Origin of the sequence: Rhizobium sp. BK376 (assembly GCF_004341625.1) — a bacterium.
Taxonomy (GTDB): Bacteria; Pseudomonadota; Alphaproteobacteria; order Rhizobiales; family Rhizobiaceae; genus Rhizobium.
In genome coordinates, this window is sequence record NZ_SLZG01000001.1 from 16,455 (window position 1) to 41,919 (window position 25,465).

Annotated in this window: 34 protein-coding genes; 3 read left to right on the plus strand and 31 right to left on the minus strand. The window is 57.0% G+C overall.

The window, feature by feature from the left end; all coding sequences use genetic code 11:
• Positions 1–94 precede the first annotated feature (94 nt).
• The 30 genes from EV561_RS00065 to EV561_RS00190 form a co-directional block, all read right to left on the minus strand.
• Positions 95–631 (minus strand): hypothetical protein, encoded by a 537-nt coding sequence (locus EV561_RS00065; protein ID WP_132516403.1) that lies wholly within the window; start codon positions 629–631, stop codon positions 95–97.
• Positions 632–828: 197 nt separating this feature from the next.
• Positions 829–1,161, minus strand: coding sequence for a hypothetical protein (locus tag EV561_RS00070; RefSeq protein ID WP_132516405.1), 333 nt, complete (start codon positions 1,159–1,161; stop codon positions 829–831).
• 211 nt (positions 1,162–1,372) lie between these two features.
• Positions 1,373–1,771, minus strand: coding sequence for a M15 family metallopeptidase (locus EV561_RS00075; RefSeq protein WP_132516407.1), 399 nt, complete (start codon positions 1,769–1,771; stop codon positions 1,373–1,375).
• Between the two features lie 12 nt (positions 1,772–1,783).
• Positions 1,784–2,110, minus strand: a complete 327-nt coding sequence (locus tag EV561_RS00080; protein ID WP_132516408.1) for a hypothetical protein — start codon at positions 2,108–2,110, stop codon at positions 1,784–1,786.
• Positions 2,110–3,216, minus strand: a complete 1,107-nt coding sequence (locus tag EV561_RS00085; RefSeq protein WP_132516410.1) for a LamG-like jellyroll fold domain-containing protein — start codon at positions 3,214–3,216, stop codon at positions 2,110–2,112. The genes EV561_RS00080 and EV561_RS00085 overlap by 1 nt, the downstream gene beginning before the upstream one ends.
• 97 nt (positions 3,217–3,313) lie before the next feature.
• On the minus strand, positions 3,314–3,574 hold the full coding sequence (locus EV561_RS00090) for a hypothetical protein (RefSeq protein WP_132516412.1): 261 nt from the start codon (positions 3,572–3,574) through the stop codon (positions 3,314–3,316).
• Positions 3,575–3,627: 53 nt separating this feature from the next.
• Complete coding sequence (locus EV561_RS00095) at positions 3,628–4,524, minus strand: hypothetical protein (RefSeq protein ID WP_132516414.1); 897 nt, start codon at positions 4,522–4,524, stop codon at positions 3,628–3,630.
• Positions 4,524–4,676, minus strand: coding sequence for a hypothetical protein (locus EV561_RS36995; RefSeq protein WP_165927721.1), 153 nt, complete (start codon positions 4,674–4,676; stop codon positions 4,524–4,526). Before EV561_RS36995 ends, EV561_RS00095 begins: the two co-directional genes overlap by 1 nt.
• Positions 4,673–6,265: a portal protein gene (locus EV561_RS00100; RefSeq protein ID WP_132516416.1), complete on the minus strand. Its 1,593-nt coding sequence runs from the start codon at positions 6,263–6,265 to the stop codon at positions 4,673–4,675. Before EV561_RS00100 ends, EV561_RS36995 begins: the two co-directional genes overlap by 4 nt.
• Positions 6,265–6,555: a hypothetical protein gene (locus tag EV561_RS00105; RefSeq protein ID WP_132516417.1), complete on the minus strand. Its 291-nt coding sequence runs from the start codon at positions 6,553–6,555 to the stop codon at positions 6,265–6,267. The genes EV561_RS00100 and EV561_RS00105 overlap by 1 nt, the downstream gene beginning before the upstream one ends.
• A gap of 184 nt (positions 6,556–6,739) precedes the next feature.
• Positions 6,740–6,868, minus strand: coding sequence for a hypothetical protein (locus tag EV561_RS38365; protein WP_281024693.1), 129 nt, complete (start codon positions 6,866–6,868; stop codon positions 6,740–6,742).
• Between the two features lie 80 nt (positions 6,869–6,948).
• Positions 6,949–7,635 (minus strand): hypothetical protein, encoded by a 687-nt coding sequence (locus tag EV561_RS00110; protein WP_132516419.1) that lies wholly within the window; start codon positions 7,633–7,635, stop codon positions 6,949–6,951.
• A 418-nt stretch (positions 7,636–8,053) separates the two neighbouring features.
• A complete protein-coding gene (locus tag EV561_RS00120) occupies positions 8,054–9,979 on the minus strand; it encodes a DNA polymerase (protein ID WP_132516423.1) in 1,926 nt (641 codons plus the stop codon).
• A gap of 238 nt (positions 9,980–10,217) precedes the next feature.
• Positions 10,218–11,783 (minus strand): DnaB-like helicase C-terminal domain-containing protein, encoded by a 1,566-nt coding sequence (locus EV561_RS00125; RefSeq protein ID WP_132516425.1) that lies wholly within the window; start codon positions 11,781–11,783, stop codon positions 10,218–10,220.
• Between the two features lie 138 nt (positions 11,784–11,921).
• Positions 11,922–12,194, minus strand: a complete 273-nt coding sequence (locus tag EV561_RS00130) for a hypothetical protein (RefSeq protein WP_132516427.1) — start codon at positions 12,192–12,194, stop codon at positions 11,922–11,924.
• Positions 12,191–12,445 (minus strand): hypothetical protein, encoded by a 255-nt coding sequence (locus tag EV561_RS37000; RefSeq protein ID WP_165927722.1) that lies wholly within the window; start codon positions 12,443–12,445, stop codon positions 12,191–12,193. The genes EV561_RS00130 and EV561_RS37000 overlap by 4 nt, the downstream gene beginning before the upstream one ends.
• A gap of 76 nt (positions 12,446–12,521) precedes the next feature.
• A complete protein-coding gene (locus EV561_RS00135) occupies positions 12,522–12,947 on the minus strand; it encodes a hypothetical protein (protein ID WP_132516429.1) in 426 nt (141 codons plus the stop codon).
• Positions 12,944–13,363, minus strand: a complete 420-nt coding sequence (locus EV561_RS00140; RefSeq protein ID WP_207910483.1) for an endodeoxyribonuclease — start codon at positions 13,361–13,363, stop codon at positions 12,944–12,946. Before EV561_RS00140 ends, EV561_RS00135 begins: the two co-directional genes overlap by 4 nt.
• Positions 13,364–13,366: 3 nt before the next feature.
• Positions 13,367–14,095: a DUF2815 domain-containing protein gene (locus EV561_RS00145; protein WP_132516431.1), complete on the minus strand. Its 729-nt coding sequence runs from the start codon at positions 14,093–14,095 to the stop codon at positions 13,367–13,369.
• Positions 14,096–14,134: 39 nt separating this feature from the next.
• Positions 14,135–14,269: a hypothetical protein gene (locus EV561_RS38370; RefSeq protein WP_281024694.1), complete on the minus strand. Its 135-nt coding sequence runs from the start codon at positions 14,267–14,269 to the stop codon at positions 14,135–14,137.
• Positions 14,266–14,928 (minus strand): hypothetical protein, encoded by a 663-nt coding sequence (locus EV561_RS00150; RefSeq protein WP_132516433.1) that lies wholly within the window; start codon positions 14,926–14,928, stop codon positions 14,266–14,268. The genes EV561_RS38370 and EV561_RS00150 overlap by 4 nt, the downstream gene beginning before the upstream one ends.
• Positions 14,925–15,128 (minus strand): hypothetical protein, encoded by a 204-nt coding sequence (locus tag EV561_RS00155; protein WP_132516435.1) that lies wholly within the window; start codon positions 15,126–15,128, stop codon positions 14,925–14,927. The genes EV561_RS00150 and EV561_RS00155 overlap by 4 nt, the downstream gene beginning before the upstream one ends.
• Positions 15,129–15,272: 144 nt before the next feature.
• On the minus strand, positions 15,273–15,476 hold the full coding sequence (locus EV561_RS00160; RefSeq protein WP_132516436.1) for a hypothetical protein: 204 nt from the start codon (positions 15,474–15,476) through the stop codon (positions 15,273–15,275).
• A gap of 85 nt (positions 15,477–15,561) precedes the next feature.
• Positions 15,562–18,042 (minus strand): DNA-directed RNA polymerase, encoded by a 2,481-nt coding sequence (locus tag EV561_RS00165; RefSeq protein ID WP_132516438.1) that lies wholly within the window; start codon positions 18,040–18,042, stop codon positions 15,562–15,564.
• Between the two features lie 283 nt (positions 18,043–18,325).
• The gene (locus EV561_RS00170) at positions 18,326–18,514 is read right to left on the minus strand and encodes a hypothetical protein (protein ID WP_132516440.1); all 189 of its coding nucleotides are present in this window, start codon (positions 18,512–18,514) and stop codon (positions 18,326–18,328) included.
• Positions 18,511–19,215, minus strand: a complete 705-nt coding sequence (locus EV561_RS00175; RefSeq protein ID WP_132516442.1) for a hypothetical protein — start codon at positions 19,213–19,215, stop codon at positions 18,511–18,513. The genes EV561_RS00170 and EV561_RS00175 overlap by 4 nt, the downstream gene beginning before the upstream one ends.
• On the minus strand, positions 19,212–19,388 hold the full coding sequence (locus tag EV561_RS37005) for a hypothetical protein (protein WP_165927723.1): 177 nt from the start codon (positions 19,386–19,388) through the stop codon (positions 19,212–19,214). The genes EV561_RS00175 and EV561_RS37005 overlap by 4 nt, the downstream gene beginning before the upstream one ends.
• A complete protein-coding gene (locus EV561_RS00180) occupies positions 19,366–19,905 on the minus strand; it encodes a hypothetical protein (protein ID WP_132516444.1) in 540 nt (179 codons plus the stop codon). The genes EV561_RS37005 and EV561_RS00180 overlap by 23 nt, the downstream gene beginning before the upstream one ends.
• A gap of 345 nt (positions 19,906–20,250) precedes the next feature.
• Positions 20,251–20,856, minus strand: coding sequence for a GDYXXLXY domain-containing protein (locus EV561_RS00185; protein ID WP_132516446.1), 606 nt, complete (start codon positions 20,854–20,856; stop codon positions 20,251–20,253).
• Entirely contained in the window at positions 20,853–21,956 is a 1,104-nt protein-coding gene (locus EV561_RS00190; RefSeq protein WP_132516448.1) for a DUF2157 domain-containing protein, read from the minus strand. Before EV561_RS00190 ends, EV561_RS00185 begins: the two co-directional genes overlap by 4 nt.
• An 868-nt stretch (positions 21,957–22,824) precedes the next feature.
• On the opposite strand from EV561_RS00190, the gene EV561_RS00195 reads away from it, so the two are divergent.
• The 3 genes from EV561_RS00195 to trmFO all read left to right on the plus strand — a co-directional run bounded on the left by EV561_RS00195 (position 22,825) and on the right by trmFO (position 24,952).
• Positions 22,825–22,971 (plus strand): DUF1127 domain-containing protein, encoded by a 147-nt coding sequence (locus EV561_RS00195; RefSeq protein ID WP_132516450.1) that lies wholly within the window; start codon positions 22,825–22,827, stop codon positions 22,969–22,971.
• 299 nt (positions 22,972–23,270) lie between these two features.
• Entirely contained in the window at positions 23,271–23,414 is a 144-nt protein-coding gene (locus EV561_RS00200; RefSeq protein WP_132516452.1) for a DUF1127 domain-containing protein, read from the plus strand.
• 98 nt (positions 23,415–23,512) lie between these two features.
• Positions 23,513–24,952, plus strand: a complete 1,440-nt coding sequence (gene trmFO, locus EV561_RS00205) for a methylenetetrahydrofolate--tRNA-(uracil(54)-C(5))-methyltransferase (FADH(2)-oxidizing) TrmFO (protein ID WP_132516454.1) — start codon at positions 23,513–23,515, stop codon at positions 24,950–24,952.
• 12 nt (positions 24,953–24,964) lie between these two features.
• Here trmFO and EV561_RS00210 read toward each other — a convergent pair whose 3' ends face one another.
• Complete coding sequence (locus EV561_RS00210) at positions 24,965–25,429, minus strand: hypothetical protein (RefSeq protein WP_132516456.1); 465 nt, start codon at positions 25,427–25,429, stop codon at positions 24,965–24,967.
• Positions 25,430–25,465: the final 36 nt, after the last annotated feature.

Sequence of the window (25,465 nt, forward strand, 5' to 3'; positions counted from 1 at the left end):
ATTAGGGGATGGGTTGGCTGGGCATGACCAGTTTAAAGAACTCTCCCTTGAGTTCTCCCATTCCGTTGCAGTGAACTGCTAGTGGGCCACCTAATTACTTCTTAGGTACCGGGGCATTGGCGCGACGTGCAGCCGCCTTAGACATTGCCGAACCTTTCTTGGCGTAGAAGACACCTTCAGGCTTCGGACCCTGCTGCGGTGCATCCGGTGCGGAATCGTCGGGTGAGCCATCGGCAACATCACCAGCCAGATAGCGCTTAGCGTTGTAGTCCCGAACCTGCGCATTAGACGGCGTAGGTGTCGACGGTGCGTTAGCTACACGAGCGGCAGCCTGACCGATGGGCGACTTGGCAGATGCGATACCGACATCCTTGGCTGGCTTCGGGCCTTGCTGCGGTGCAGGCGTATCAGCACCAGAGCTGTCCGTGGTTGACGAAGGTTGCAGCGTGTCATCCTTGGTCTTGTCACCGGGTGGTGTGTTGTCAGGCTTTGGCGTCGGCGTCGGGACGTTCTTGGGCGCTTTGGCCGTCGTCTCGGATTTCAGCTTGGTCGTGTAGGACTTGCCGTTCCACGTAAAGACCTTCTTGCCAGAAGCACGAGCGGCCTTGAATGCGTTACCAAAGTCAGACATGGGTTCCCCTTAGGTTGTCGTAGAAGTTGATCAGCCGCTTACCGCAGTCGATCTTCTGGGTTTCGGAAAGGTGGAGCTTGGCGATCAAATCGATAACCGCCGCTTTCGTAAGGATGCCCTTCGGTGGCGCTGGTGTCGCTTTGTCGAAGCAGACGCGAAGGTCCGCAGGTAGTGAAGGGTAAAGGTCAGGTAGCTGCTTAGCGCCAAAGCTGGTGCAGCTTGTCGTTGTCAGCGCCACTAAGGCACTCGCGACCAGCATCTTTGAGCGTTGCCACATAGGCGTTCAATCCGTCGATGTTTGAGTTGAGGGTGGTGAGCTTGTCGGCGTTGGCCTTGGCCTGAACAGCGTCGGCGTCGTATGCCTTCTGTTCGGATGCGCGTAAGGTCTCCGAAAGCTGTAGCTGGTCTTTAAGGTCTGCGGTCTCGGCTGCGTGTTTGCTATCGAGCCGACCCTTACCGTAGATCACGCCGACGACAGCGAGGACCGCGATCACCGGGGCAATCCACTTAAGGAAGAACGAAGCTGTCATTGGGTAGTCTCCGGTTGGCTGGAAAGGGTCTGCCTGAAGTCCATGTGGCCAATCGTGGTGTAGGCGGTGTACATCGCTGGGATGAGTACCGTGATCCCTACCGAAGCCGTCTCAAGTTTGAGGTATAGGGCAACGAATAGGCCAACCCACGAAAGGACCATGGAGACACCCAACCAGAGCTTAGAGGTGCGTCTGGTCGAGTGCCGGTGCATCACGGGTACTGCTTGGTCGGAAGCTGATAGTGAGGACCGTCCTTGAACGTCTTCCAGTCACCGCCCCATTCGATCGGTACCTTTTCCAACCGGGCAGCTTCTTTCACGATGGGCGAGAACTTGTTGTAGACCGACCAATCCCAAGTGACCTTGCCGTTGACCAGCGGGGCGATATCGACAGCATGGGCGTAACCGTCCTTGCCGGGAATGTGCTTGGAGTTCATGGTGGTGGAGACACCCTTGGCCACGTTAAGGCGTTCCTGTGCTACCGTCCGGGAACCTTCGAGGACCGTGAAGTCCATGGTGGAAATGGCAGCTAGGCGATGGACAACGCGAACAAGGTCAGGGTGGACATGGGTTAGTTCGGAGAGGCTTTTGGCCCCTAGAGTGATAGGCATGGTTTCCTTTGGTTACGGGGCTGGGTCGGGTACGAACTGAAGACCCTGAGATGCCAGATTGGAGACAGCCCAACCGGCTGAGTTGTCTTCGTTCGTGGCGGTGAAGACGATGAGGTCGGTGTTTCCCTCGGCATACTCGATCCACGAACACATGATCTCGATAGCCACCCAATCGGCGTTTAGGTACCAGTGGGTTGCTGCGGTGTCCGTGGTCATGTTTGGGTCGATCGGTGCGACCTTGCGGCTGAACACGATGGGGAAGTCTGGGGATATGCGGTCGATGTCAGACGTGACTTTGTAACGCTGTTCGTCCGTCACGAGCATTGCGATTGTGTGCATTAGGTTGCCCAAAGGTTGCTGATAGCGACGATCTTGTCAGCCGTGGGAGCTACCTGCCCATAGGCAATGCGGCGGATGGTGCCACCGAAGAAGCTACCCGCAACACCGCTGCCAAGCGAAGCGCCGATGTATGGATTTAGTGTCGTGCTAGGGTTGCCGTTCTGCGCACCGGAGAAGACAACAGAACCATTTAGGTAGAGCTTGACGGTCGCTCCATTGATGACCAGAGCGCCGACTACGGTCTTCCCTCGGTTGTCAACGCCTGTCCCGTCGAAGATGGCGGCACCGGTGGCAGTGCCAACCTGACCTATGAGCTTGCCTGTCTCAAGAAACCCTATGCCGAAGTTCGCGTTCGAACCGTAGACAGAGGAGACTAGCTGAGGTGCAGCCATGGATGCCGGAACATCCGCCTGGAATATGATGCAGTTTGCACCAGACTTCGCTTTCCAGTCAGGGACTAGATAGTCGTCGGACCCATCGAACTTAATGCCGGGGTTTTGCCATGCAGGCTTTGACGCGCTTGAACTGGACTGAACGGCAATGCCGAGCGGAACTTGCTGGATAGAGATGCCTTGGGCGGCCGCAGCGGACGGACTATTAGACGTGAAATGAACCCACGTTTGTGTCGAAGCAGCTACAAAGTAAAAGCTACCTCGGCTACCAGCGCCAACGCTGGATGACCCATAGTTGCTACCGCCTTGGGTATTCCCGGCAGAACAGCCTACGGTTCCTATGCGCGTGTAGGTAACTCGGTAAGTCTGCCCCGGCGTAGACGTGAACGATATGTCTGCCCCAACGCCGCTCCCCGTTGGTTGACCGTTGAAGTCAATGGCCATCCCTACAATTAGGGCGGTTCTGCCGGGGTCCTGTGTTAGGATGGTGTTGCTGGGTGAATAGAGTTCAGGGAAAGCCGCCTCGATATCAGAGATAGACTTCGACCCCTGCCCGTGTCTGTCCAGCGCTAGGAAGACCGCAGAACCAGCGGCGGTAACCGGAATTGCACCACGGTCGCTGAAGATACCATCGGCCCCTGCCATGGTGAAATCCCAGAAGCGGAAGTCTTCACCGTTTGGTGACAATACCGTCTTCAGGAGGTCGCTATCCACCGAAGGACCAGAGAAACCGGGGACGAACCAGTGTGATCCTCGCCTACCCCGTTCGGTCCCTAAAGCTGGCCGTGGTGCGGCTGACCAGATAGGGCTATCAATAGACATTTACGTTGGCGGTTCCTGAGGTGTAGTCACCGGGGCCGAAACCAACCTTAAGCCAGTAGGCCGTGGCGAACTCGCCGTCCAACTCAGCCGGTGCGGTGTAGGTACCGATGGGCACCCAAGTCGACTTATCCTTCGAGCGGTAGGCCGTGAGCTTTCCGACAAATGCGCCCTGAATGGACACGGAGTAACCATCCCGCTCTTGCTTCAACACGGCGGGGCAATAGGTATCTGCCGCTGTAAGTGCGGACATTGGTATCTCCTAGAATTGAAAAAGACCCCTCCGGTTAGGGAGAGGTCATTAGGTTAAAAGTTGGAACGACCGAGCTTGGCGGATACCTGTGCCGTGTAGGCTGCATCCTTGCCGTAGCGCTTGTCGGACATGGCGACCGTTACGTCAGCCCACGAGCTGTAGGTGTCCGTAGCCACCCGTGCGGGTTTACCGCCGAGCAACTTAGGTTCACGTCCGTTGGCTGCCTCGTAGCGTTCGCGCAGCTTGGCCACACCAAGTACAGCTTGGTCGACATTGTTGTCAGCCAGAGCCGCATTGTATTCCTTGATCTCGTCAGCAGTCAGCCCGGTCCGTGCCCAAATGAGCATGGTTTCCAGACTGTCCTTGCCACCGGCAGCTTCGTTGATCTTGAGGTCTGCGAGTTCCTGCGCTGCCCTCTGGCCACGGATATAGGCGTCGACCATATCGCGACCGTAGCCATTGGCCTCGGCAAGCTGATAGTCCTCATCGCTGAGGGTACCTTCGTTGTCGGCAAAGCGACCAGTGAGATAACCGACGATCTCGTCAGCCGTGAGGGGATCGCCTTCGTCGCCTTCGGATTGGTCGGCCTCCTCTTCGGATGCCTCTTCTTCCGTAGCTTCTACAACGTCCTCTTCTGTGATGACTTCGGGCAGCTCTTCATCAACCGTGGTGTCCTCAGGGTCAACCTCTACGGTCTCCTCAGGATCACCTTCGACTTCCTCGCCGGTCTCTTCGGTCTCTGCGGGGGAACCCTTCAGTTCCTCGTAAGCCTTCAGAAGGTCAGCAACGGAGCTGAAACCTTCAGGAAGCTTAAAGTCCTCGGAAGGTGCCGAACGGGCAGCAAGGGCTTCTTCGGTTGTCGTCGGTGCGCTTTCGGCAGCTACGGTCAGGGCTTCGAGCGCTTCCGCCTCAGAGGGTTCAGCGCCGGGGTTTACGGTGATGCTTTCCATCAGGACGGCGTGTACAGGTTGCCAGAGGTCAGCATGACGCTACCTTCGGGAACACTGTCCTCTGCCTTGGCCTTTCGAGCGCGGGGCTTCTTTTCCTCAGCGACGTTTTCGGTCACCTCGGTTTCTACGGTTTCAGTGGTTTCTTCGCTCACTGCGTCTCCTGCTGGGTTGCGGCATCGGCTGCCTGTTGCTGTTGATCTCGGATTGCACCACCGGCCTGAGCCACTGCGTTAGGGACACCGGCAGTTAGTAGTTCGCGCTGGTGGTCGGCGTCGGTTATGGCTTGGATTTCCTCGTCGGTGCGGACAAGGCCACCAGTGTCAATGCCGAGCGATGCGCCACGACGCTTGAAGTATTCCTCGTCATTGATGCGCTTCTCGATGACCATGGGGCCGAACGTCTGCGCAGCGCCTTGGATGAAGGTGTCGAGGTTGGTAAGATCGTTGCCACGACCAAGGGCGTCCAAGCCGGTAACGATGGACGTGCTAGAGATTTCCTTCGGTAGCGGCGGTACCTTGCGGACGGCTTCCATGCGGAGACCGTAGAGCTTGGCTACAGGCATTTGGAATTCCTCGGCAAGCAAGGAATAGATACCGCCGAGACCTTGGTCCAACTCACCTGCCATGAAGCGGATTTCCTCGGCTGTCACTCGCTCACCACTACGTTGAACCGCAGAGTTGAGAAGGAAGGCGTAGGAAAGGCGTTCGGTCAGGGATTGGATGAGGCGTTCGGCAACGCTGAAGTCTGCGGCCTTCTCCATTTGGAGACAGGTAATATGGTCCTTCGAGCCTTGGACGAAGCCACCGTTCTCAGCCTTGGCCAACTTAGTGGCGCTTGTGGTAGAGTTCGGTGCAACTAGCCAGACGACTTTGGCTGCCTGCATCGTGCCATCTCGGATTGCTCCGGTCAGTGCGTTCAGGCTGGTCAGGTCACCGACATACTCGTCAACGAAGGCACGACCGTAATCCTCACCTTCGAGGACCGTGAGGCGGATAGGCAGCCACGGGCATTTGTCGACAGGATACGTGCCGCCATATTCTCCGGCTATCACAACATCGTCTATCTCTTGGGTCACCACATATTGGGTGCCTTCATCGTTCAGGGAGATGCGTGTGTAGACTTCGATCTTGGCGTCACGGGCAAGCGATGCGTCTGCCGGTGGAAGCTGGTCACGGATTTTCACAGGAAGGGCTGTCCGTGCGATGGTCTCTAGGACAACGATGTCGAGTACGTTGCCGCTGGGGTCACGCTGGACCACATAGGACGACAGACGGAAACCACGGGGCCTACCCTTCTTCGGGACGTAGAGGAGATAGTTTCCCGCGACCACGAGCTGACGACAAGCCTCGAAGCTGATGGGCCGGAACATGGAGCTGTTCATCTCGGATAAGACAGCACGTTCACGGGCACTCAGGGCAGCTTCAACGGACCCTCGTTTGTCGTTGGACTTCGCAAGGGTGGCGAGGGCCAGGTCATCGATCTGGTACTTGAAGAACGGGGCATTGATCGGGAACAGGGCCATTTGCAGCTTTGAGGCAAGCTGACGTAGACCACGGGAACCCAAGGACTGGTTGGTGTTGTCAAGGTCGGATGCGCCGGTCGTTCCATCCTTAGGGAACAGATAGGGCACCGTGATTGCGGCGTTACGCTGAGCGCGGGTGACGTAAGGGTTACGATCCTGCACCAGAGCGTTGTAGAGCGCCTTGGCCTTGACACTATCGACGGGGGTCTGGTCTGCCATTAGATCGGGACGTTAACGCCAATCTGGGGACGGACAGTGGGAATGGGATTTGTCAGGGAGTTGACCAGAGACTTCTTGCCCTTGCGCTTTGCAGCAGCGTTGGCAATGTCAGCATCGGTCCCTGTGGTACCAACCTCGTTAAGGACAGGTGCCTGCGGTGTATCTACCGGGGGCGGCGCTGCCTGAACGGGGTCGGCCTTTTCGATCTTAGGTGCTTTGGGTGGACACATGGCTTTCTTCTTGGGCGGCGTAATGCGCCTCAAGGAAACCGACAACTTCTTGTCGACCATGAAGGGCACCAACGGCCCTGTCTGAGAGGGTTAGGAGGTCAGGTGGGATGGTGTTCGGAAAGGCTTCCTTAAGAAACCTTAGGACATCCTTAGGTATATACGGAGGTTCATCCATGGGGGACTTCCGGGCTAGTGGGCAACCAAATGCCACCCCAAGGAAAACCTCAGGGTGGCGCGAGTGGACTTAGGCTAGACGTGCCAGTTCACGTTCAGCAAAGAAGATGATCTTCTTCAGGTCGTAGCTGTGGTCAGTTCCGTCCTTCTCGCCGAGACGATAGCAAGCCTTGAAGATGTTCCCGATACCGAACTCCATCTTCTTGTGTTCGATGAGGTCTAGTAGATCGGTGCAACCTTTTGGTATCTTGTAGTACGACGATGAACCGCCGTCAGACTTTACTGGACCGGCGTCCAAAGCTTAGCTTCCTTCTTCTTGAAATCGTAGTCGGTGTAGTGGAGGATACGAGCGCAACGGGCCATCGTTAGTGCGAACTCTTCGTCAAGGTTCTTCTTGGCGTAGGCTTCAACAATGGCTGGCCACCACTCGGCTTCGTTCTCGATATCGAGCTTGTCTAGTATCTTACGTGCCGACACCGGACCCATACCGGGGCAACCGGGGTAACCATCGGTCACGTCTCCTGTCAGCGTTTGGAGCAGCCAGTTGTATCGGGCGGTCGGCGCATCGATCTCAACCCAATTGCCACCACGGTAGAGATTACCGGGTATCGTCTGCAAATCCTTGTCGGCAGAGACGATGATCTTCTCACCCTTGATCAGTGAAGGGTGTGTAGCGAGTATGCCAAGCGTGTCGTCAGCCTCGATCCCCGGCTTAACTTTAGCGCCATGCTCTTCGACGAGCCATCGCTTAACCGCAGTAACACCAAGAGGTTTCCGTCCGCGTCCACCTTTATAGGCACTATAGATTTCGTGTCGGAAGGTAAGTCCTTGTGAAAGACAGAGGACAACATCGGTAGCTTCAAGTTCCTTCTTGATGTTCTTTACGGTATTGAGGAAGGTGTTCTTCACTTCCTTCAGGTCAATGCTGTAATACCACTCGTCATCTTCACCCTCGAATTCCTTCATGCCTGAGGCACAACCGGAGACCACGAGAATGTCTGCGTCGAGCAGGATGGTCCGCTTAATCAGAAATGCTCCTTATTCCATAGGTGCTGTGGAGGTTGTCCAGCATCCCCTGTTCGTCATTCGGTGACAAAGGTGCTGGCGTGGATGGAACGTAGGGTACGTACGGCATCGTCGGGATGGCAACGAAACCACTCAGTCCTCCCGATGCGGAACGAAGCCAGCAGACCGTGGACAACCTTCTCACCGAGGTTCTTATCGAAGACAGGCTCAACATGCGCAAAGGTAAATCTCCTGTATGGGTCACTGGTGTTGTAAGTACTCAAACGTTCCTTCGGTCGGAAAGTCTTCCCGATCTTACAGAGGTTTGGGTATAGCGGGTGCGTAAGGACGTACAGATAGTCGTCCTTTACTGTAGGCATTAGTGGGTCTCACCCCAATTCTGCCCGATGTCGTAGTTGCCCTTGAGCGGGCACTTGAAGTTTAGTTGCTCACCGGCCTTGGCGATTGCGTTGGCCATGATGGTACCGAACTCGTCAGCCCGGTCTGGACGAACGGAGGCTTGGGTTTCATCGTGGATGTTCCCTACCCATTCATAGTCGACCAGCGGGACGAACCCTGCTTCCTGAAGTTCCCGGTCAGCGATGACCAAGGCCAGCTTCATGATGATTGCACCGGCAGACTGAAGCAGCGTGTTGAGTGCCGAGTGTGCCGATCGGATCGGAACATAGCGACCATCGAGACCACGGAGCTTCCCTACTTTCGCCTTCTCTTTACACGCGTCGACCAGCTTCTTGAGCGCGGGAAACGCCTTCATCAGCTTGTTACGGGCAGCCCTACCAGCCGCCGCGATCTTCTCAGCGGACCCACGGACACCGAGGACGAACCCAAGGTTATAGTCACCCGAACCGTAGAGCATGGCATAAATCCACGTCTTGGCGGTATCGCGGGAACACCCAAGCGCCTTAGCGTTGAGCGTATGCATGTCCGTGCCGTCTTCCTTGCGGCCTTCGAGAATGGTCTTGATGTATGCGCCTTTGTCCCAACGGGCCATGTACCCGGCCAGACAGCGCAGTTCGAGGGCGTCGGCGTCACAGCCTACGAGGACCTGACCCTTGTTCGCGGTGAACAGAGCGCGGCACTCATGGCCCCACTTCACCTTCCCCGATGGCACCTGAGCCATGTTCGGTTTCTGGTGCGTCATGCGGCTGGTGACCGTGCCCATGGTGTTTACGCGACCATGGATTCGACCGTTGCGGACAGCCTTAAGCCAAGCCTCCTTGCCTTCCGACAACATGCCGGTAAGCTTTGCGATCTGAAGGTATTCGGTAAGGAGTGGGGCTGCCGGGTACTTCAGCTTACTGAGGACTTCATCGTCCACCTTAGGCTGACCATCGTTGGTGAACTCGGAAGGTCTCCACCCGTAGAGCTTCTGAAGGCGGTTCGCGATGTCCTGACGTGAGCCGGGGTTGAACGGCTTCATCTTGATCTTGGTGTACGGCGCTTCGGTCGAGTAGCTTTCCCGAACGGGACCGACGTAGGGCTTAAGCTCTTTGCCGGTGGCCTCGGAGAACCGACGTTCCGTGATGGTGACACCAAGGTCTTCGCGTTTGACACGACGGTCTGCCGCTGGTGTGACTACGCCGTCTGGGCGGAACCACGGTGCGAAGATGCCAGCAAGCTTGTCTTCTATTTCAGCCTGGGCACCGCGCAACATACCGTAGAGACGATAGGCAGCTTCCTCGTCAAAGGCCCAACCGTGAGCTTCCTGCCGGGAGATGATGCGTTGAACGTCGTGTTCGATCTGGACGCTTTGGAAGCTGAAGTCCTTCTTGCGCAGCTTACGAAGCAGAGCAAAGGTTACCTCAACGTCCTGACCGCAATAGTCCTGCATCTCTGGTGACCATCGGCCCCAGACGAAGTAGGTCAGCTCATCACCCTTGAGACCAAGGGCACGACCTTCCTTTTCCTTCTCCTTACCGTAGTCGCCTTTCCAGTGACCAAGGCGGTAGCCCCAGCTTTCCAGATTGTGGCGACCGTACAACTGCGGCGGTATCCACTCGCGCTTCTTGGCTTGCAAGAAGTCTGCATCCTTCATGTCGGGGTAGAAGTGCCTAGACATGATGATGGTGTCGAGAACGATGCCCGATGGCTTGAACCACGGGTAAATCTTCTGAAGCGCCGGGATGTCGAAGGTTTGGATGTTGTGACCGCAGATGACCGCAGCATCCATAAGTGCCCGAACGCCAACCGCGATAGGCAAAGCACCGGGATAGTCGTTGTCAGTGAAGTGTTGAGACTGACCGGTCAGTGTACTCTTGATGACCAAGGAATGAACCACGGTCATCTCTGGTATCAGCCCGTCACTCTCAATATCGAAGACGAGTTGTTCAAGCTCATCTATAGGTCTACCGTTTATCTTCCAGCAGAAGTCGGAGATGATAACTCCTTCAGGGCAGCGGCAAGTTCACCCGCTCCTCCGATGGTGAGCGTGATGGTAGCCTTGTTAAAAATCATGGTGATCCGGTCCCCCGCCCGTTTGATCTTCACGGACGAGGGTATGTTGTCGTTGGTGTGCTGGTGCATCAGAAGGGGCAGTCTTCCATGTCGGTTTCGTCTTCGAAGGTTGATGTCCCTCGGTTGCTCTTCTCGCCCTTATCTGCGAACGGATCGGACATCAGCTCATAGAGGCGACCTGTCTTGCGGTCGTACCAAAGCCAACCAGCGATACCTGTCTCGCCTGTCCAGCGACACTTCAGTACCCTTAGGGTTGTGATGGTGTTGAGCGGGATGATCTTACCGTCGATCTCGATCTCACCATCTGCTTGCTGGTTTCGCTCTGCACCAATGATGGTGTGCGAAAGCTGCCCGATGGAATGAGACCCACGGAGCTGGGCCATAGAAACCTCAGCACCCTGTTCATGACCCTTGTCACCGGATGGTCTCTTAAGGTGCGTCACGAGAAAAATCGTGATGTCACATTCGAGCGCCAAGGTGGCCAAGGCTGTCATGATGAAGTCGATGTTCCGCCGTTCGTCGCCTTCTTCCTGTCCCGATACGACAATGGAGAGATGGTCCAAGAAGATGCGTTTGCAGCCACAACCTTTGGCGAGATACCGGATCTTAGCCAGTAGGTTATCAGAGCTAGTTGAACCAAAGTGGTCGTAGAGGAACACCCTTCCACTACCAACAGTCTCCTCATAAGCCCTCCGTCGTTCCTCTGCACTAGCGAGTTCTTTGTCAAGGTGGAGAGGTTTGGACAAACGAACGCCTATGAGACCACGGGCTGTACGCTTGATCGGTTCCTCTAGCATAAGGATACCAAGGTTCTCCTCGGTGGTCCTAAGCAGATGGTCGACATACTCACGGATGAGCGACGACTTACCCATGCCGGAACCAGAGGTCAGCGTCACGACTTCCCCGGTGCGGACACCAAGGGTCATCTCGTTTAGCTTCTGGTGCGGCAGGGTGACGTGATCGTTGTCGTCGTCTTCCTCCATCAGGTCCCATAGGTCAGCACCGTCAACGATGCCGTCAGGACGGAGAACCTTAGCTGACCATAGGCAATCAATGAGTTCCCTCACCTCACCGTGCATCAGCATTTCGTTGGCGTCTTTGCGCGGGAGGATCGCCGTCTTGCACTTACCCGGTTCGAATAGCTGGACGCATTTGTCTACAGCTTCCCGCCCCGGCTCATCCATATCGAAACAAAGGATGACTTCCTCAAACGTGTTGATCCATTCGAGGTTCTTCTTGATTGCACCAACGGCACCATTGGCACCCGTGGGTAGCGAGACGACTGGCCACTTGTGACCCTGCGCCTTGCTGATGCTGATAGCGTCGATCTCGCCTTCGGTGATGATGAGCTTCTTACCGCCGTCTCGCCACAGGTGCATCCCGTAGAGACCGGCGTTCTTGGTGTCACCGAGGAAGACGAAGTCCTTACCAGCGGTGCGTACCTTCTGCGCTATGATGCGCTGGTTGGTGTCGCGGTAGTTGAAGATACGGACAGCTTTGCCGCCCATCTCGGATCGCGTGAAGCCCCACTTGGTAGAACTCTCAAGGTCGATCTTACGGCTAGCCCAATCGTTCGGCTCACCAATAGGTAAAAGTCCCTTCGCTTTCGGCGCGGATACTTCAGTCTCTTCCAATGTTCCTCCGTCGCCTTTTTCGAAATAGCCACACCCAAAGCAATGTCCATGCCCGTCACTGTACCGCCCCAAGTTGTTCGATGAACCGCACTTGGGACAGCTCTCGTGTCGGACAAATTCACTTTCAGTTTCCACTGGTTATTCTGGGGAGGTCACGTAGATTGTTCGCGTTACTTCGCGTGGCCATACCTGCTGGATAGCTACATCTTCGACGCCTTGGTCCTGATACTCGGTAGCGCCACGAGACCACGAGATTTCCCAAAAGGTACCGTCACGCTTGTCCCGATAGACAGCCTCGTAGAACTTGGACCACCGGCTATCACCAGTGATCTCAGCAGGTTGGACGTTTTCGTAATGGTCGCCTTCGAGGTCATCACAGATGAGGAGCTGGGCATCCTTTTCGGTGATCAAACGTCGACCCTCGCGATGACACCGTTGTAGGTCCAGTAGTAGACCGTGGTCCCGTCAAGGCGACCGCGATGCAAATTGAAGGTCACCTTGTCGACGTAGGATTGCTCCCAATCTATGGGTGCGTTGCGGTACATTGCCCGGTAGTCGGGTTCGCGCATGACATGAACAACTTCATGAGGGCGAGTGTGCGGTCCAGCCTTCGGTAGACGACTGGCAAGTTCGGTCAGTTCAGCTTGGGAGATAGGTCTCAAACAGGCATCCTTAAAACAGTGAGGGGAAACAGGGTGGCGAACAGAACGATCACCACCCAGAGACATGCGGTAAGGATTACGAGAGAAGCGCGTTGATGTTCGCAGCGACCTTCTGTGCCTGGGCGATCTCTGCCGTCGAGGCAGCCTTGGCGTCAGCAGCAGCGGCAACCACGGCTTCATGTTCGGCGTCGGCAGCGTCATCCATGGCGTCGGCCTTGTTGCATGCAGCGATCGTCAGCTTGTCAGCCTTGGCTTCAGCAGCGACAACCAGTGCCCGTGCCTTGGCGTCAACAGCTTCGAAGTGTTCCTGCGACTTGTCGAAGGTGGCGTCACGCTTGACCTTGGAAGCCGCAACCTTGGCGTCGTGCTTCTCGATATGCGAGGTGTGATGGAGGACAACGGCGTCGAGCTTGGACACGGTGGACGTAAGTGCCTTAAGCGCACCTTCGGTCGACGGACGGACGAACAGAGCAGCGACGGAAGCGAGTACGGTCTTGATCATTGGATGCCTTTCGGTGGCTCATGTAGCCATGCTTTGGGGATTGATTTGTCTGCGTATTGGAAGCCGTGGGTCTCGCACCACATGCCGTAGGTCGTCTTGGACTGCTTCGAGATGCGCGTTCGGCTGCTGCTGAACACGAACCTGATGTCCAGTTCGGGATGCTGGGCTTTGACAAGCAGGTGCTTCTGCCTGTCCTCGGTGAGGAACCGGCCCTTCGTTTCAACGATGATCCCGTTTGCGAGCTTGAAGTCTGGTGTGTACTTGGCCTTGCGAGCAGGCTTCAGGTACTCGACTTTCAGTTGCTCATATTCGAAGCTGTGGCCAACTGCCCTCAGCTCATCGGCCACTTTGTCTTCCAGACCAGAGCGATACCCTTTGAGGATAGCGCCCTTGTCCAGATTGCGTACGAATGCCAAGGGTTAGAAGTCGTCGCTGCCTTCCGGTTCGTCACCGGAGGTATCGCCATCGGGTTCGTTCTGGTCGTCGGTGTCTTCTTCGGTGAAGCCGTCGCTACCATCGTAGCCACCTTCTTCCTCGGTGAAGCCCATGTCGGCAGCCGAGCGACCACCGGCAGAAACCAGTTCGATCACCTGAACACCTTCGAGAAGCAGGGAGACACCGAAGGCAGCCTGACCGGCAACCCAGAACGGAACAGCGCCACCAGAGACGCGAACCGTAGAACCGCCCCAGATTGCCGTACCCTTCTTAAGCTTCTGAAGCCGAGCGTCGATGAGCTGCGGATACCGCTTCCAGTCCTTACCCTTGTCGGTCGTACCGGAGTGCTTCATCTTGAACTTGAGAAGGATCGTTCCGGTCTCTTCTTCCTGTTCGTCGTACTCGGTGGTGTAGAACTCCATCCGCTTCGGGGCTTCCATTCCGAGCTTCTTACGGGTGGCAACCGGCAGGGCCTTGAACTTCTCGACAGCCTCAGCTTCCGAGACTTCCATAACCTTTTCGATCTTGGCGAGGAGTGCCGCGACCTGAGGGTCATCCTTGGTCAGGCGAACCTGAATGGAGAACGCACCACCTTCGATCGGATAGGCGTCGGTGCCGTAGTCCGGTGCAGCGAAGTCCAGCTTCGGGAAGACAGCCGGTGCCCGTGGGGTGGTGATCTTGACAGCTTCTACACGCTTCTTCTTGTCAGCCATGTATATTCCTTTGTGGGATTGTTGTTATAGTGGAGAGATTTACTTACGATACTTCTTCTCTAGGGCCACCATGTCGTGACCCTCGATCTGAAGCTGGACCCAAAGGTCAACCGGGATTGGCTGACCGCGTTGCCAGAGGATGATGGCGTGGGCCATCGGTGGCGTTACGCTCATGCGTACTGACCAAGGTTGACCTTGTAGCCCTCGGTGGTCTTTTCGAGACCGAGAACCTTCACGCCGCTGAGACCGGGCAACATACCAGTGATATGCTTGGCGATTGCCGCGTGGACCTGTGTGGCCGTGAGTTCGGCAAACAGCATCGGCTTCTTGGCAACGGGTCCAGCCAGGGCGGCGATGGTTGCAGCACGGGCGACACCGGCAGCCTTACGGTTGGCCTTGTTCAACTTGCGCTGTTCACGGGCCTGTTCGATGGAGTTCGAGGTGGCACGGTCTACGCGGCTTGCATAGCTGTTGACCGTTCGGCCTTCGTCGTTGACAAAGTATACGAGCTGGAACTTTCCGTCACCGTCTGCCGAAGTTGTGGCCAAGGTGTACGTACGTCCACGGGTTACGTCCCTAACGTTCCAATAGTCGGACCACTGGCTGTCCTTGATGACAACCTTGTCGCCAACCTTGAAGGTGTCAGCCGATGCCACCAGTTTGAAGCGCCATGCGAACGGAGCCGAGCGGCAGCCCTTGTCGTCCTTCACGGCCACGCATGTGCCGGTCTGGTCTTCCTGAACCGTGTACTCCTTGCCGATGGTGAGGGGGTATCCAACCATGTCGCTGGCGTCGGAGAGTACAACACGGTCGTTCTTCTTGAAGTTCGTCAAATCAGTTCTCCTTGGATGTAGTCTTGGATTGCGGTGAACTCAGCGCGTTTGCCGTCCTGTCCCGCGATGAGGTTCTTGGTGGCCGTGAAGACTTCCTGAGGAGGAATGTCCAAAGCTTCGCTCAATTCGAGGAAGACAGCCGCTGCGCCCATGACCTGAATTTCAGGCGTGTAATCCTGAAGGCCGTTGAGCGTCATCATTACCGCCGCCGCAACTTCGCGAGGACGGGCCATATTGATCTTGTCTTTGTTCAGCCTAAGCCGGGGCATGGGGTCCCTTTGGATAGAAGATGGAGATTGTGAGGAGCGCGATCAGAATAATGTCGAGCGCAACATCGGCGTTCGTCATGCAGCCACCGGCTTGCGGAACTGCTTGTTGACGATCATTGCCTCGCGGGAGAAGTAACGCTGAGACTTCAGCCCTTCGATTAGGGTACGACGAGCTTCATACTTCTCGTCCTTGCTGAGCGTGTTCAGGTCGATCACCGTAGAACCAACGGTAAGACTGTTGTGGTTCGCGCCGAACCTTAGTGTAACCTTAGGTGTCATAAGTTTTCCTTTGGTTGGAAATTCGAAATTGCTAGTGGGCAACCAATTGTGTCCACCAGTGTGATTGTCCCGCTAGTGCAACGGTTTAGGCAAAGAAGTACGCGGCGTTCAGCACCTCCGTTATGTCTAGGTCCCCCATTGGTGGCCGTGGTTTGATTTCAAGGTCGTCCGTATCCATCATCGATAGGAAGTCACTGAGGGCGTCACCTTGGTACATGGTCACGAAAGCCTGCCGGAGCGCGTTGGCCAACCAAGTCGCCCTACCCGCGTGGGTTCCGTAGCTATCGTGGATCATGGCGAAGGATGTCACCCCGGCGTCGACCAGCATGGCCAAGGTGAGGAACATGGCAGCCGCGTCGTAGCTGTGGACGAAGTTCGGGCTGACCGACGTTGCCTGTTTGGCACCGTTGATGTTGTCCGTTTCGTCGTAGAGCTTCGGATAGATGACCTTCCCGTGGAGCTTGGTCTTTACCCGACGACACCGCATGTCCCTGATGTCTTGGTAGGCAATGAACCCTGAGGGCGTCTTCCAGATGAGCGGACGGTTGGCCTTGGACATCTGCCGGGATACGTGTTGCAGCCACTCCATAGCCTGCCTTGCGGCAACCACGACATCCCCGATGCTGTCCCATACGGTCGAGCTTAGGTAACCCGTGGCCTTCTTCAGCTCGTCACCGAAGTTGTGATCCTGTCCACCCTTGATGCGTTCGGCAACCGCCTCCCCGACATACTGGTAGCAGGAACGTGGTGTACCTCCGTAAGGCAGGACCATTACAGGGCGCTTGGTCAGCTTACGGTTCAGACCGAAGTACACCCAGCCCTCAGCCCAACGCTTCTTGTCGTGAGGCGTCGGTGCATCCTTCTTTTGCAGTGGGTCATCCATTGCAACAGTGGAGGCAATTAGGCGTAGCTTGGCCGTGGCAACGTCCGCAACACGCTGGTAGATGTCTTGCGGCGTCGGGCTGTTCGTCAGGTTCACCGCCTTGCCACCGATGGTATCCCGAAGCATGGCAGAGAAGTGCTGAAGGCCGTTGCAGGAACCGTCCAGAGCCACGGGGATACGAGAGACGAACTCCTCGCCCTTACCGTTGGCAATCATACCGTCGCGGAATTCGAAGCAGAACGCTAAGAAGCACCACGGGCTATCGGCTTCGGTCCACCATCGGTTGGCTATGGGGTCCTCTGCTGACCACAAGATCAACTGAGTATGATCCCTGACCCACTTCACCCGGTCATCGAAAGATACCTTGTCGACACCGTAGCAGTTGGCCCCGTGGATCATGAGCCATCGTGCACCATCGTCACCCAAAGGAACACCATCGGCAAACCGAAGCAGACCCTTGACGACATCGGTTCCCTGAGGATGCAACAGGTTCGGGATTGGATAGGCCCTGCCCCTGAAGTCCACGTTGTGCGGGAAGTAGATACGGGGCTCATGCTCGAACCGCTTCACCAACTCCATCAGGTCACACTGGCCCTTGCGAGCAAGCTTGCGCTGATAGTTGTCGTTGTGGATATCCCTTGCCGCCCAACGCCATTCCTTGGCAGCCTGTTCGTTGGTGTCGATGTCGTGGGGCTTGTTCGGCAACGGGATGTCTTCGAGCGGAACCAGACCGGCGTAGGTGGACCCAAGGCTGATGTATTCCCGCATCACGGCCAAGACCTGCGGGTTGATCTGCCATGCCGTGTTCTGGATAGCATTGAGACCCTTGTAGACCACGGACAAATCTGCGGTCTTCAATAGTTCCCGATGTTCCTTCCTTGCCCGTTTCACCAGCGACAAGGGCCGGATCGCATTGGACCAGTACCCGCCGCCGCTTAAGCCTTCCCACGGTTTCGGAGGGATGACCGTAGGCATGAAGAACTGAGCCAACTCGGTGCCCTTGAGGGCTGAGGCTTCGACCCACTTGGCGCACTTCTCGGTGAGCTGAACAAGATACTGGTCAGCCGAGGAATGCTTGTCGGCGCTTTGGGCACCTTGGACAACCTCAGCCAACCCGGTGACATCGCAGAACAGTTCGATCATCTTCCAACCGAGCTGAAGCTTGTCCGTCCTGCCCCAGCGATCCCACGGGATATCATACTTGCCCATGGCGTAGGTAAGGACACGCCTCTTGTGGCCGATGTCAGCGCCCTCGCCTTCCGCCTTGCGCTCGATGGTCTTGAACAGCGGTCCAGCGTCACGTTCGAAGCTGGTAAACCGTGCCTCATCCTCGACGGCGTTGGCAACCTGCAAGGCCAGCATCGTGAAGGCCACCTTCTTTTTCGAAAGCAGCTTGTTCAGGATGACGCGGGTGACGACGAGGGACACCGCGTTGATGTCCAGTTCGTGGATGAGGATAGCCGCCGTTGCCCGACGACCAACCTTGCCAGCGTAGATGCCCTCTACGAAGTGCGTGATAGCATCCGATAGAGGACGTACCGCGTTCTTGACGAGGGTGTTGCCAGCCGCCGTAGACGTACCGCGACCAGCTTCCATGTTCTTGTTGAAGGCTGACTGGAACCGTTCGGCACCAAGGCCAGCCATGGATATCTCAAGTTCGATCTGGCGTTCGTAGTCTGTCAAGGATACTCCCGTGGTGGATGCGCCTTTATGTGGTTCTTGATGGCCAGCTCTTTCGCCAACTCGGCATCGTAGGCGACCAGCTCCCCGCCTATCCAATCCTCACAATCGCGTTCGGTGCTACGGGCGAATGGTATGAGACGGCAAGCGTACTCACTGCCGTTGTCCTCCTGTACCCGCTCCCATCCGTGCGTCGTCAGGCGCTCCACGAACCAATGTGAAGGACCCTTGGTGCAGATGCGGTACCTTGGCTTGCCATTGACAGCGGGGTTCAAGGTGTAAGCGTTCAAACGATCACCTCCGCTGACCCAAGGTCCCAACTGATGCCGCCGTCATCACCGAAGGCTTCGAACTCCTCCGGCCAATCGGCTTCCATGACCCTGAGGATTTCAGCTTCATCGGGTTCGTAGGACCAGACATAAGGACCCACGTCATCGCCGCTTTCGGTGCGACCAACCGCTACCCAAACTCTCATGCGGCCTCCTTCGTCCGAACTTCATTCATATTGCCCTGGGGGTGATTGCGTTCGGCTTGGCGCTCCTCGGTAGGGCGTGGGTGATCCGGCAGCAGATGGTTGATGCTGTTGCCCTTGAGGGCATACGGTTCCTTCGAGACAGAGACCTTGAGGAACGTGCGCAGACCGGGTTGGGGATTGGGGTTGACCGCATGGATGACGGTCTGGTCCAACCGAAGGAGGCTACGGTCGGGGTAGGTCACGTCGTTCCGCTCACCAGCAACCGGATTATTGGCGATGTAGTCGAAGTCCTTCAGGGCCTCGGTATGGTCTACGGGTGCGGTGTATGGTTCACCCAAGGCGTCGAAGAACAGCGTCGGGTTCCGGTCAGCCCAAATGTAGTTCAGGTCGTCGGTACCGAAGCCGTCGCTATGCCAGCCAAGGCGATTTCCCGGTGATTGCGGTGAGACGTAGAGGGTCTTTGCCGTGAGGTAGACGTAGCTTTCTCGCCACCGATCAAAACCGAAGTCAGCAACAACGTCGGAGGCAACGTCGCAGATGAGGCGGAAGAATTGTGTCAGGTTGTCGGGGAGCTGACGAACCTTCTCAGGCATCTTGATCGGGCAATAAAGCCAGAACATCATTTCGCCGCTGAGGGCGTAGTCCTTGATGCCGAGGTCCTTCGGAAGCTGGCCATAGATATGCGGGGTCCATTTCGTCATGCACTGCGCTCCTTGTAGATGCGTTCGGTCAGCTCTTGGCCACCTTGGGCCACGATGGTGTTGCCGTACCAAACCGCGAAGTCTGCGTGTTTCGGGTGCCGGGTCCACCGATGCGGACCCTTCTGCTTCAAGACGGTGATCTCAGGCGAACTACTGAAGTCGTCGGTTGCCATCGGTCAGCCCCTCGCGAAAGAACCAGACGACACCGCCGACACCGAGGACGATCATGAGGAAGATGAACCAGCCCCAGCCAGAGCTATCGTCCTCTTCAACGTTGGGTGCCTGCATCGGTGCAACAGGTGCAACAGTGGAGACGTTCGGTTGAACGACAGTCCCCGTAGGTACACCGCTGTTGACCGGAGGTGCTACCACGACAACCGGAGCTGGTGCCGGGGCTGCTTGCTGGTGATCGCTGAGCATGGACCCCCAGAGATAGCCACTCAGGAAACCGCCGCCACCACCGCCACCGCCGTAGTAGTGATGCTCAACCGTGGTGTTGTTCCGATAGACCGTCCTCGGTGCCACATAGGTTGACCGTGGTGAAGTGTAGGACCGGGTAAATCCGCCACTGCCGAAGCTGCGTCCACCGCCACCAAAGCCGCCACCACGTCCGCCGCCGAAGCCCCCACGGGCATCTGAAATTGTCGCAGAGACCGCAATAGCCAGTCCCGAAACAGCCGCCAAGATCATCCATTTTCTCAATTGTCGCAGTCCTTTTTCCCATCCCGAAAACCGGGCGATTTTAGTTGCACTAGTGGAGACATTGATTGTCGCAGAAACGGGCCGCGTTAACAGCCCGTATTCATTCTCGTTTCTGGGATAGTTGCACTATGGAAAGTGTTTTGGGTGGGAACCTAAATCTGGCGTGTCTACCAATTTCACCATACCCGCGTTCCCAAAACCGCATGGCAAATGCCTGCGCATGAGGCCTTCCGGAGCGCGGCGTCTCTATATCACCCGTTTTAAACCACGCAAAGGAAAAATGACGGTTCCACGACCGTCCCGGCGGGATAGATGCGCTTTATCGCTCTGATGCTAGTAAAGCGGCTCTTCATAGACCGGTTTGCCGTCGATCATGAGGGTTCGGATCTGCGCCTCGCCACCACCCGAAATCCGCGCGGCCACCGAGACCCGGCCATCGGTGCGCACCGTTTCGATATCGTGGCCCTTGCCCTCCGGCACGTAGAAGCGCTCGATGCCGTAATCGACCTGAAACGACTGATCGGCCTCGACGGGATAATAGTTGAAGGGCAAGCTTTCTATAAGGACGGTGTCGGGCTTGGATTGCAGCGGGCTAAAGGATGATTCGGCAATACCCCAGAAACCGTCGCCCTGTTTCTGCAGCCGCACCCACAAGGTCTTCTCACCCGCCTCGGTGGGCATGCCACCCACGACCGTGCTCGCCGGCACGCGGGAAATGTCGTAATTCAATGTCACGTAATCGCCGCGCAGCAGATCGCGCGGGTCGACCGGCGCCGTCTTCAGCAGAACTTCGGAACCGCTTTCGAGAATCGAGGCTCGGCTCTCGATCACATAACCGATGACAATCGTCTGCAGCGCGGCCATGACCACCGCCGCAATCCATGCCCTGCGTCTGCGGGAGGCGTCGAGTGTTACGCCAAGGTCAGTGAGAAAGCTCATGAGCGTGCCTCCTGGTTTCGGTCGCCGAAGCGACGCTCCAGCCGAATGACGAGCCAGGCAACAACGGCCACCAGGAGGCCGCAGATCAGGAAGAAGCCTGATGTGCCGATGATCGATCCGATCGTCTGCGACGCCAGATACAGGATTTCCGATGCGAAAACGGCGTAGGCAAGATAGCGGACCGCGCCATTATCCCGTCCGCAAAGGCCGATCGCCGCGACCGATGCGGCCAATGTGACAACACCGAGGACGACAAAACGAGGACCGGTTTCGATCTCGACATGCAGCATGAAGAAACCGATGACAGCCACAAGAAACGTATAGAATGCCGGCGCAGCGCCCGCATCGCGGGTCAATCGCTGAAGCGGCGAGCCGGGTATGCTGACCGCCAGGAAGGCAATCATTCCGCCAGCGGCAAACAGGACGGCGGTCGATAGCTGCTGGTTCAGCGAGTAGAGCCATGTCAGCCAGGCTATCAGCAACAAATAGGCAAGATGGCGTGCCCTGTTTGCGCCGACATAGCGGACGAGCGCGATAACAACCGCTGCCATCAAAGGCGGAGCCCAGGGCGACAAACCTATCCAGTGCACGTCATTTTGTTCAAGATAAAGACTGAAATAGGCCCAAGACAGAAAGCCGGCCAGGGCGACGAGGCTGCCTGATCGAAAAAGGGCTGCAGCCAGGCAGGCTATCAGGAACCATGTCAGCATCATCGGCAGTTCGTCGCCGGATATATGGTACATCTGCCCCACCAGCGACATGGCGCCGCCGAAGCTCATCGTGCCGAGCAGCAACAGGCCAGCGGCAAGCGATGTCTGGCCGCGCACGGTGTAGAAGGCGCCACCGAGATAGAAGGCCCAGATCAACGCGAGGAGAGCACCGACGCGTAGCGGGCGTGGTATGAGTTCCCAATTGGAGGCCACCAGCAGCAGGATGGCGGCCGCCACAAGCAGCGCTGCCAGAATGGAGAGCACGCGCCCTAGGCTGAAGCTGGTCGGCCGGCTGTCGTACTCGGCCATGATGGCTGACGCCTGCGGCGGCTCGATAAAGCCCTTCTCCACCCAGAGCGAAAGATCTCGCTGGAGCCTGCCCCGATACATCCTCACCTCTTCGCGTTGAGCATCTAAAAAAGTCTGGCGTCAGTATCCATATATTCAGCATCCGGAGGCAGGCGCAAACAGCTCGCCGCAGCCTCACTCCCAAACCATACCATGCATAAATTCGGCACAAATATTAAGCGCGCATTAAAGCTTTACGTATTATGAATATGACATGGAATGGAACCAATTCCAGACATGCGTAATAAGCATAGCATCCATGAAATTATCGCACTGCACAATTTTCAAAAGTCATACTATTTTAATTTCAACAGATAGCGGCGATGGCGTTCCGCGGCGGATAATCCGCAAGAGCCCGAGGAAATGATTTCCTGGCATAGAATTCGGAGACGCACACTCCTCCTCCCAGTGCTCTCCGATGGACTGGCAACACTCCTCCTCCCAGTTGCCGGTCACTGTAAATGACGCCCACCGCACCTCCTCCCGCGGTGGGCGTTATTTTTTACCCCTTGTTAAATATCCTTATTTTCCGGTATCGGCCCCGCGCTAATGGTGATATTGCGGGCCAGCGCCCCGCCCCGCACTCGTGTCCGCCGGTGCAGTCTCCCGGCTGATTGCCGGCTACACATTCGGCCAAAAGCTGAGCCAACCCAAGGACAAAGGCGCATCGCTGCGGGCTCCCTAAATGCCGTTTTCAAGCAGAATCGACGGTTTTCACGCCCTTTTGATGCGCACATAATTTAATCATCACTTAAGGCAAAAAAGCCAAAAGGAATGCAGATGACGCATAGGTGTCATGATGCTTTGGCGCTTTTTAGTTCTCGCAGCGCAACATATATTAGCGGTCATCAGATGAAGGCCAGCGCCAGGGGCGCTGGAATATCGACGAACCCTAGGAAGGGGATTTAAAATGAACATCGCACGCTCTTTCAACAATTGGCGCAAGTACCGTCAGACCGTTTCTGAACTCGGCCGTATGACCACCCGCGAACTGCACGACCTCGGCATCGACCGTTCGGACATCCATCGCGTTGCTCGCCAGGCTGCCGGCCGTTAATCGTCTGCAGCTCGGCCTCGCAGGATACTTGCGATAGCCTATCCAACGCCCGTTGCGGTTTCCGCGGCGGGCGTTCTTTTTTGCCCTGCAACATGCATATGCCCATCTCCTGACCGTCCCGCTCAGCGCATACCGCTCAATATTTAACTGATGGTCGATTTTTAGGCGTCACACTGCACAATTGCATAGCAGTCGCCTTTTATTTGCACTGCAAAATATTCATGTTCTCTCTTATATGAATGTCATCCGCTGATGTCGGCAATAACGCCGCTCACGAACATGATCTGAGGAATGACATCATGAACCCGCTTCGCATTGCCAAGAGCTGGATTAGCTATCGCCGCACGCTGAACGAACTCGGCAACCTGTCCAACCAGACGCTTTCCGATATCGGCATCAACCGTTATCAAATCCGTTCGATCGCTTCGCGCTCCTTCCGTTAATTTCGGACTGAAGAGCGTACCCAAGACGGCACCTTAATGGTGCCGTTTTTGATTCCGGGCGATTGGAACCGGCCTCGCCTCGTGATAATCACCGGCCCATGAAAAACAGCTCTTCCTCTTCCCATTCCCCTATCCATGTCATTGGCGGCGGCCTTGCCGGTTCCGAGGCTGCGTGGCAGATCGCCAGCGCCGGTGTGCCTGTTATCCTGCACGAGATGCGCGGCGTTCGCGGCACCGACGCACACAAGACCGACAGCCTTGCCGAGCTTGTCTGCTCCAACTCCTTCCGGTCCGACGATGCGACCAGCAATGCCGTCGGCGTCATCCATGCGGAAATGCGCATGGCCGGCTCGCTGATCATGGCCTGCGCCGACAAGCATCAGGTCCCGGCCGGTGGTGCGCTCGCGGTTGACCGTGACGGCTTCTCGGACGCTGTGACGCAGACTATCGAGGCAAATCCGCTGATCACGGTGGTTCGCGAGGAGATTTCCGGCCTGCCGCCGAAAGAATGGGATCTGGCCGTCATCGCGACCGGGCCGCTCACCGCTCCGGGTCTCGCAGCCGCAATCCAGGCAGAAACGGGCGCCGATTCGCTTGCCTTCTTCGATGCGATTGCGCCGATCGTCTATCGCGAGAGCATCAATATGGATGTCTGCTGGTATCAGTCGCGCTACGACAAGGTCGGGCCGGGCGGAACCGGCAAGGACTATATCAACTGCCCGATGGACGAAGCGCAGTATAACGCCTTCGTCGACGCCCTGATCGCCGGCGACACCGTCGGCTTCAAGGAATGGGAAGGCACGCCCTATTTCGACGGCTGCCTGCCGATCGAGGTGATGGCGGAGCGCGGCCGCGAAACGCTGCGTCACGGACCGATGAAGCCGATGGGCCTCACCAACGCCCACAACCCGACGGTCAAGGCCTATGCCGTGGTCCAGCTGCGCCAGGACAATGCGCTCGGCACGCTCTACAACATGGTCGGCTTCCAGACGAAGCTGAAATACGGGGCGCAGGCCGAGATATTCAGGCTGATTCCCGGCCTGGAAAACGCCGAATTTGCGCGGCTCGGCGGCCTGCACCGCAACACCTACATCAATTCGCCGACGTTGCTCGACAGGTCTCTGACACTGAAGTCACGGCCGGGTTTGCGCTTTGCGGGCCAGATCACGGGTTGCGAAGGCTATGTCGAGAGCGCCAGCGTCGGCCTGATGGTCGGACGTTTTGCAGCCGCAGAGCGCAAAGGCGAACCGGTCCTGCTGCCGCCGGACACGACGGCGCTCGGCTCCCTGCTCAACCACATTACCGGCGGCCACATCGTCAACGACGAAGAACCGGGAAAGCGCTCGTTTCAGCCGATGAACATCAATTTCGGACTGTTTCCGGAGCTCGAGCCCGGCTCGATCCAGAGACCCGAGGGCGTCAAGCGCTTCCGGGGCAAGGACAAGACAATCATGAAGCGACAGCTTATCGCCAAACGCGCTTTGAAAGATTGCGCCGAATGGCTGGGTGTTGCTCCCGCCATGGCGGAAAGCGCGTGATCGCGAGCTGGATTAGCCGTTGTTTGCTGCTGGCCCGGGCGCCGGCAGATCCAGATCCGCGTCGCTGACATAATTGCCGAGCAACCAGAGCGAAACTTCCGCGGCTTCCGCGGGCGTGGCGAATTCGAATTTGCCGTTGTGGTGCGGCGCGTCCAGAAACTCGATCACCAGTCCGCGTCCGGTGCCCGAATCCGTGACCCGGACCCGTCCCGGCTGGATCACGTGGCAGGCGAAGTGATTCCTGTTGTTGCGTATGAAGCCGGCCTTGTTGTCGTGCAGCCGCACGAATACCGCCTGGCCGTCCGCCGTCTTCTGAAGCTGGCGGATCGCTTCTGCCGGAAAGGCGCGGCCGAATTGCAGGATGGCCAGCCCCGTATCATGCAGGCCGTCTTCCTTTTCCTGTGACGTCCAGCGCGTGACGGCGAAGGCAAAGAGGATTACGAGGGCAAAAATCACACCCCAGACGATCAGGCCCATAGCGATCTCTCCTTCGATTCGGACAAACTCGCAGTA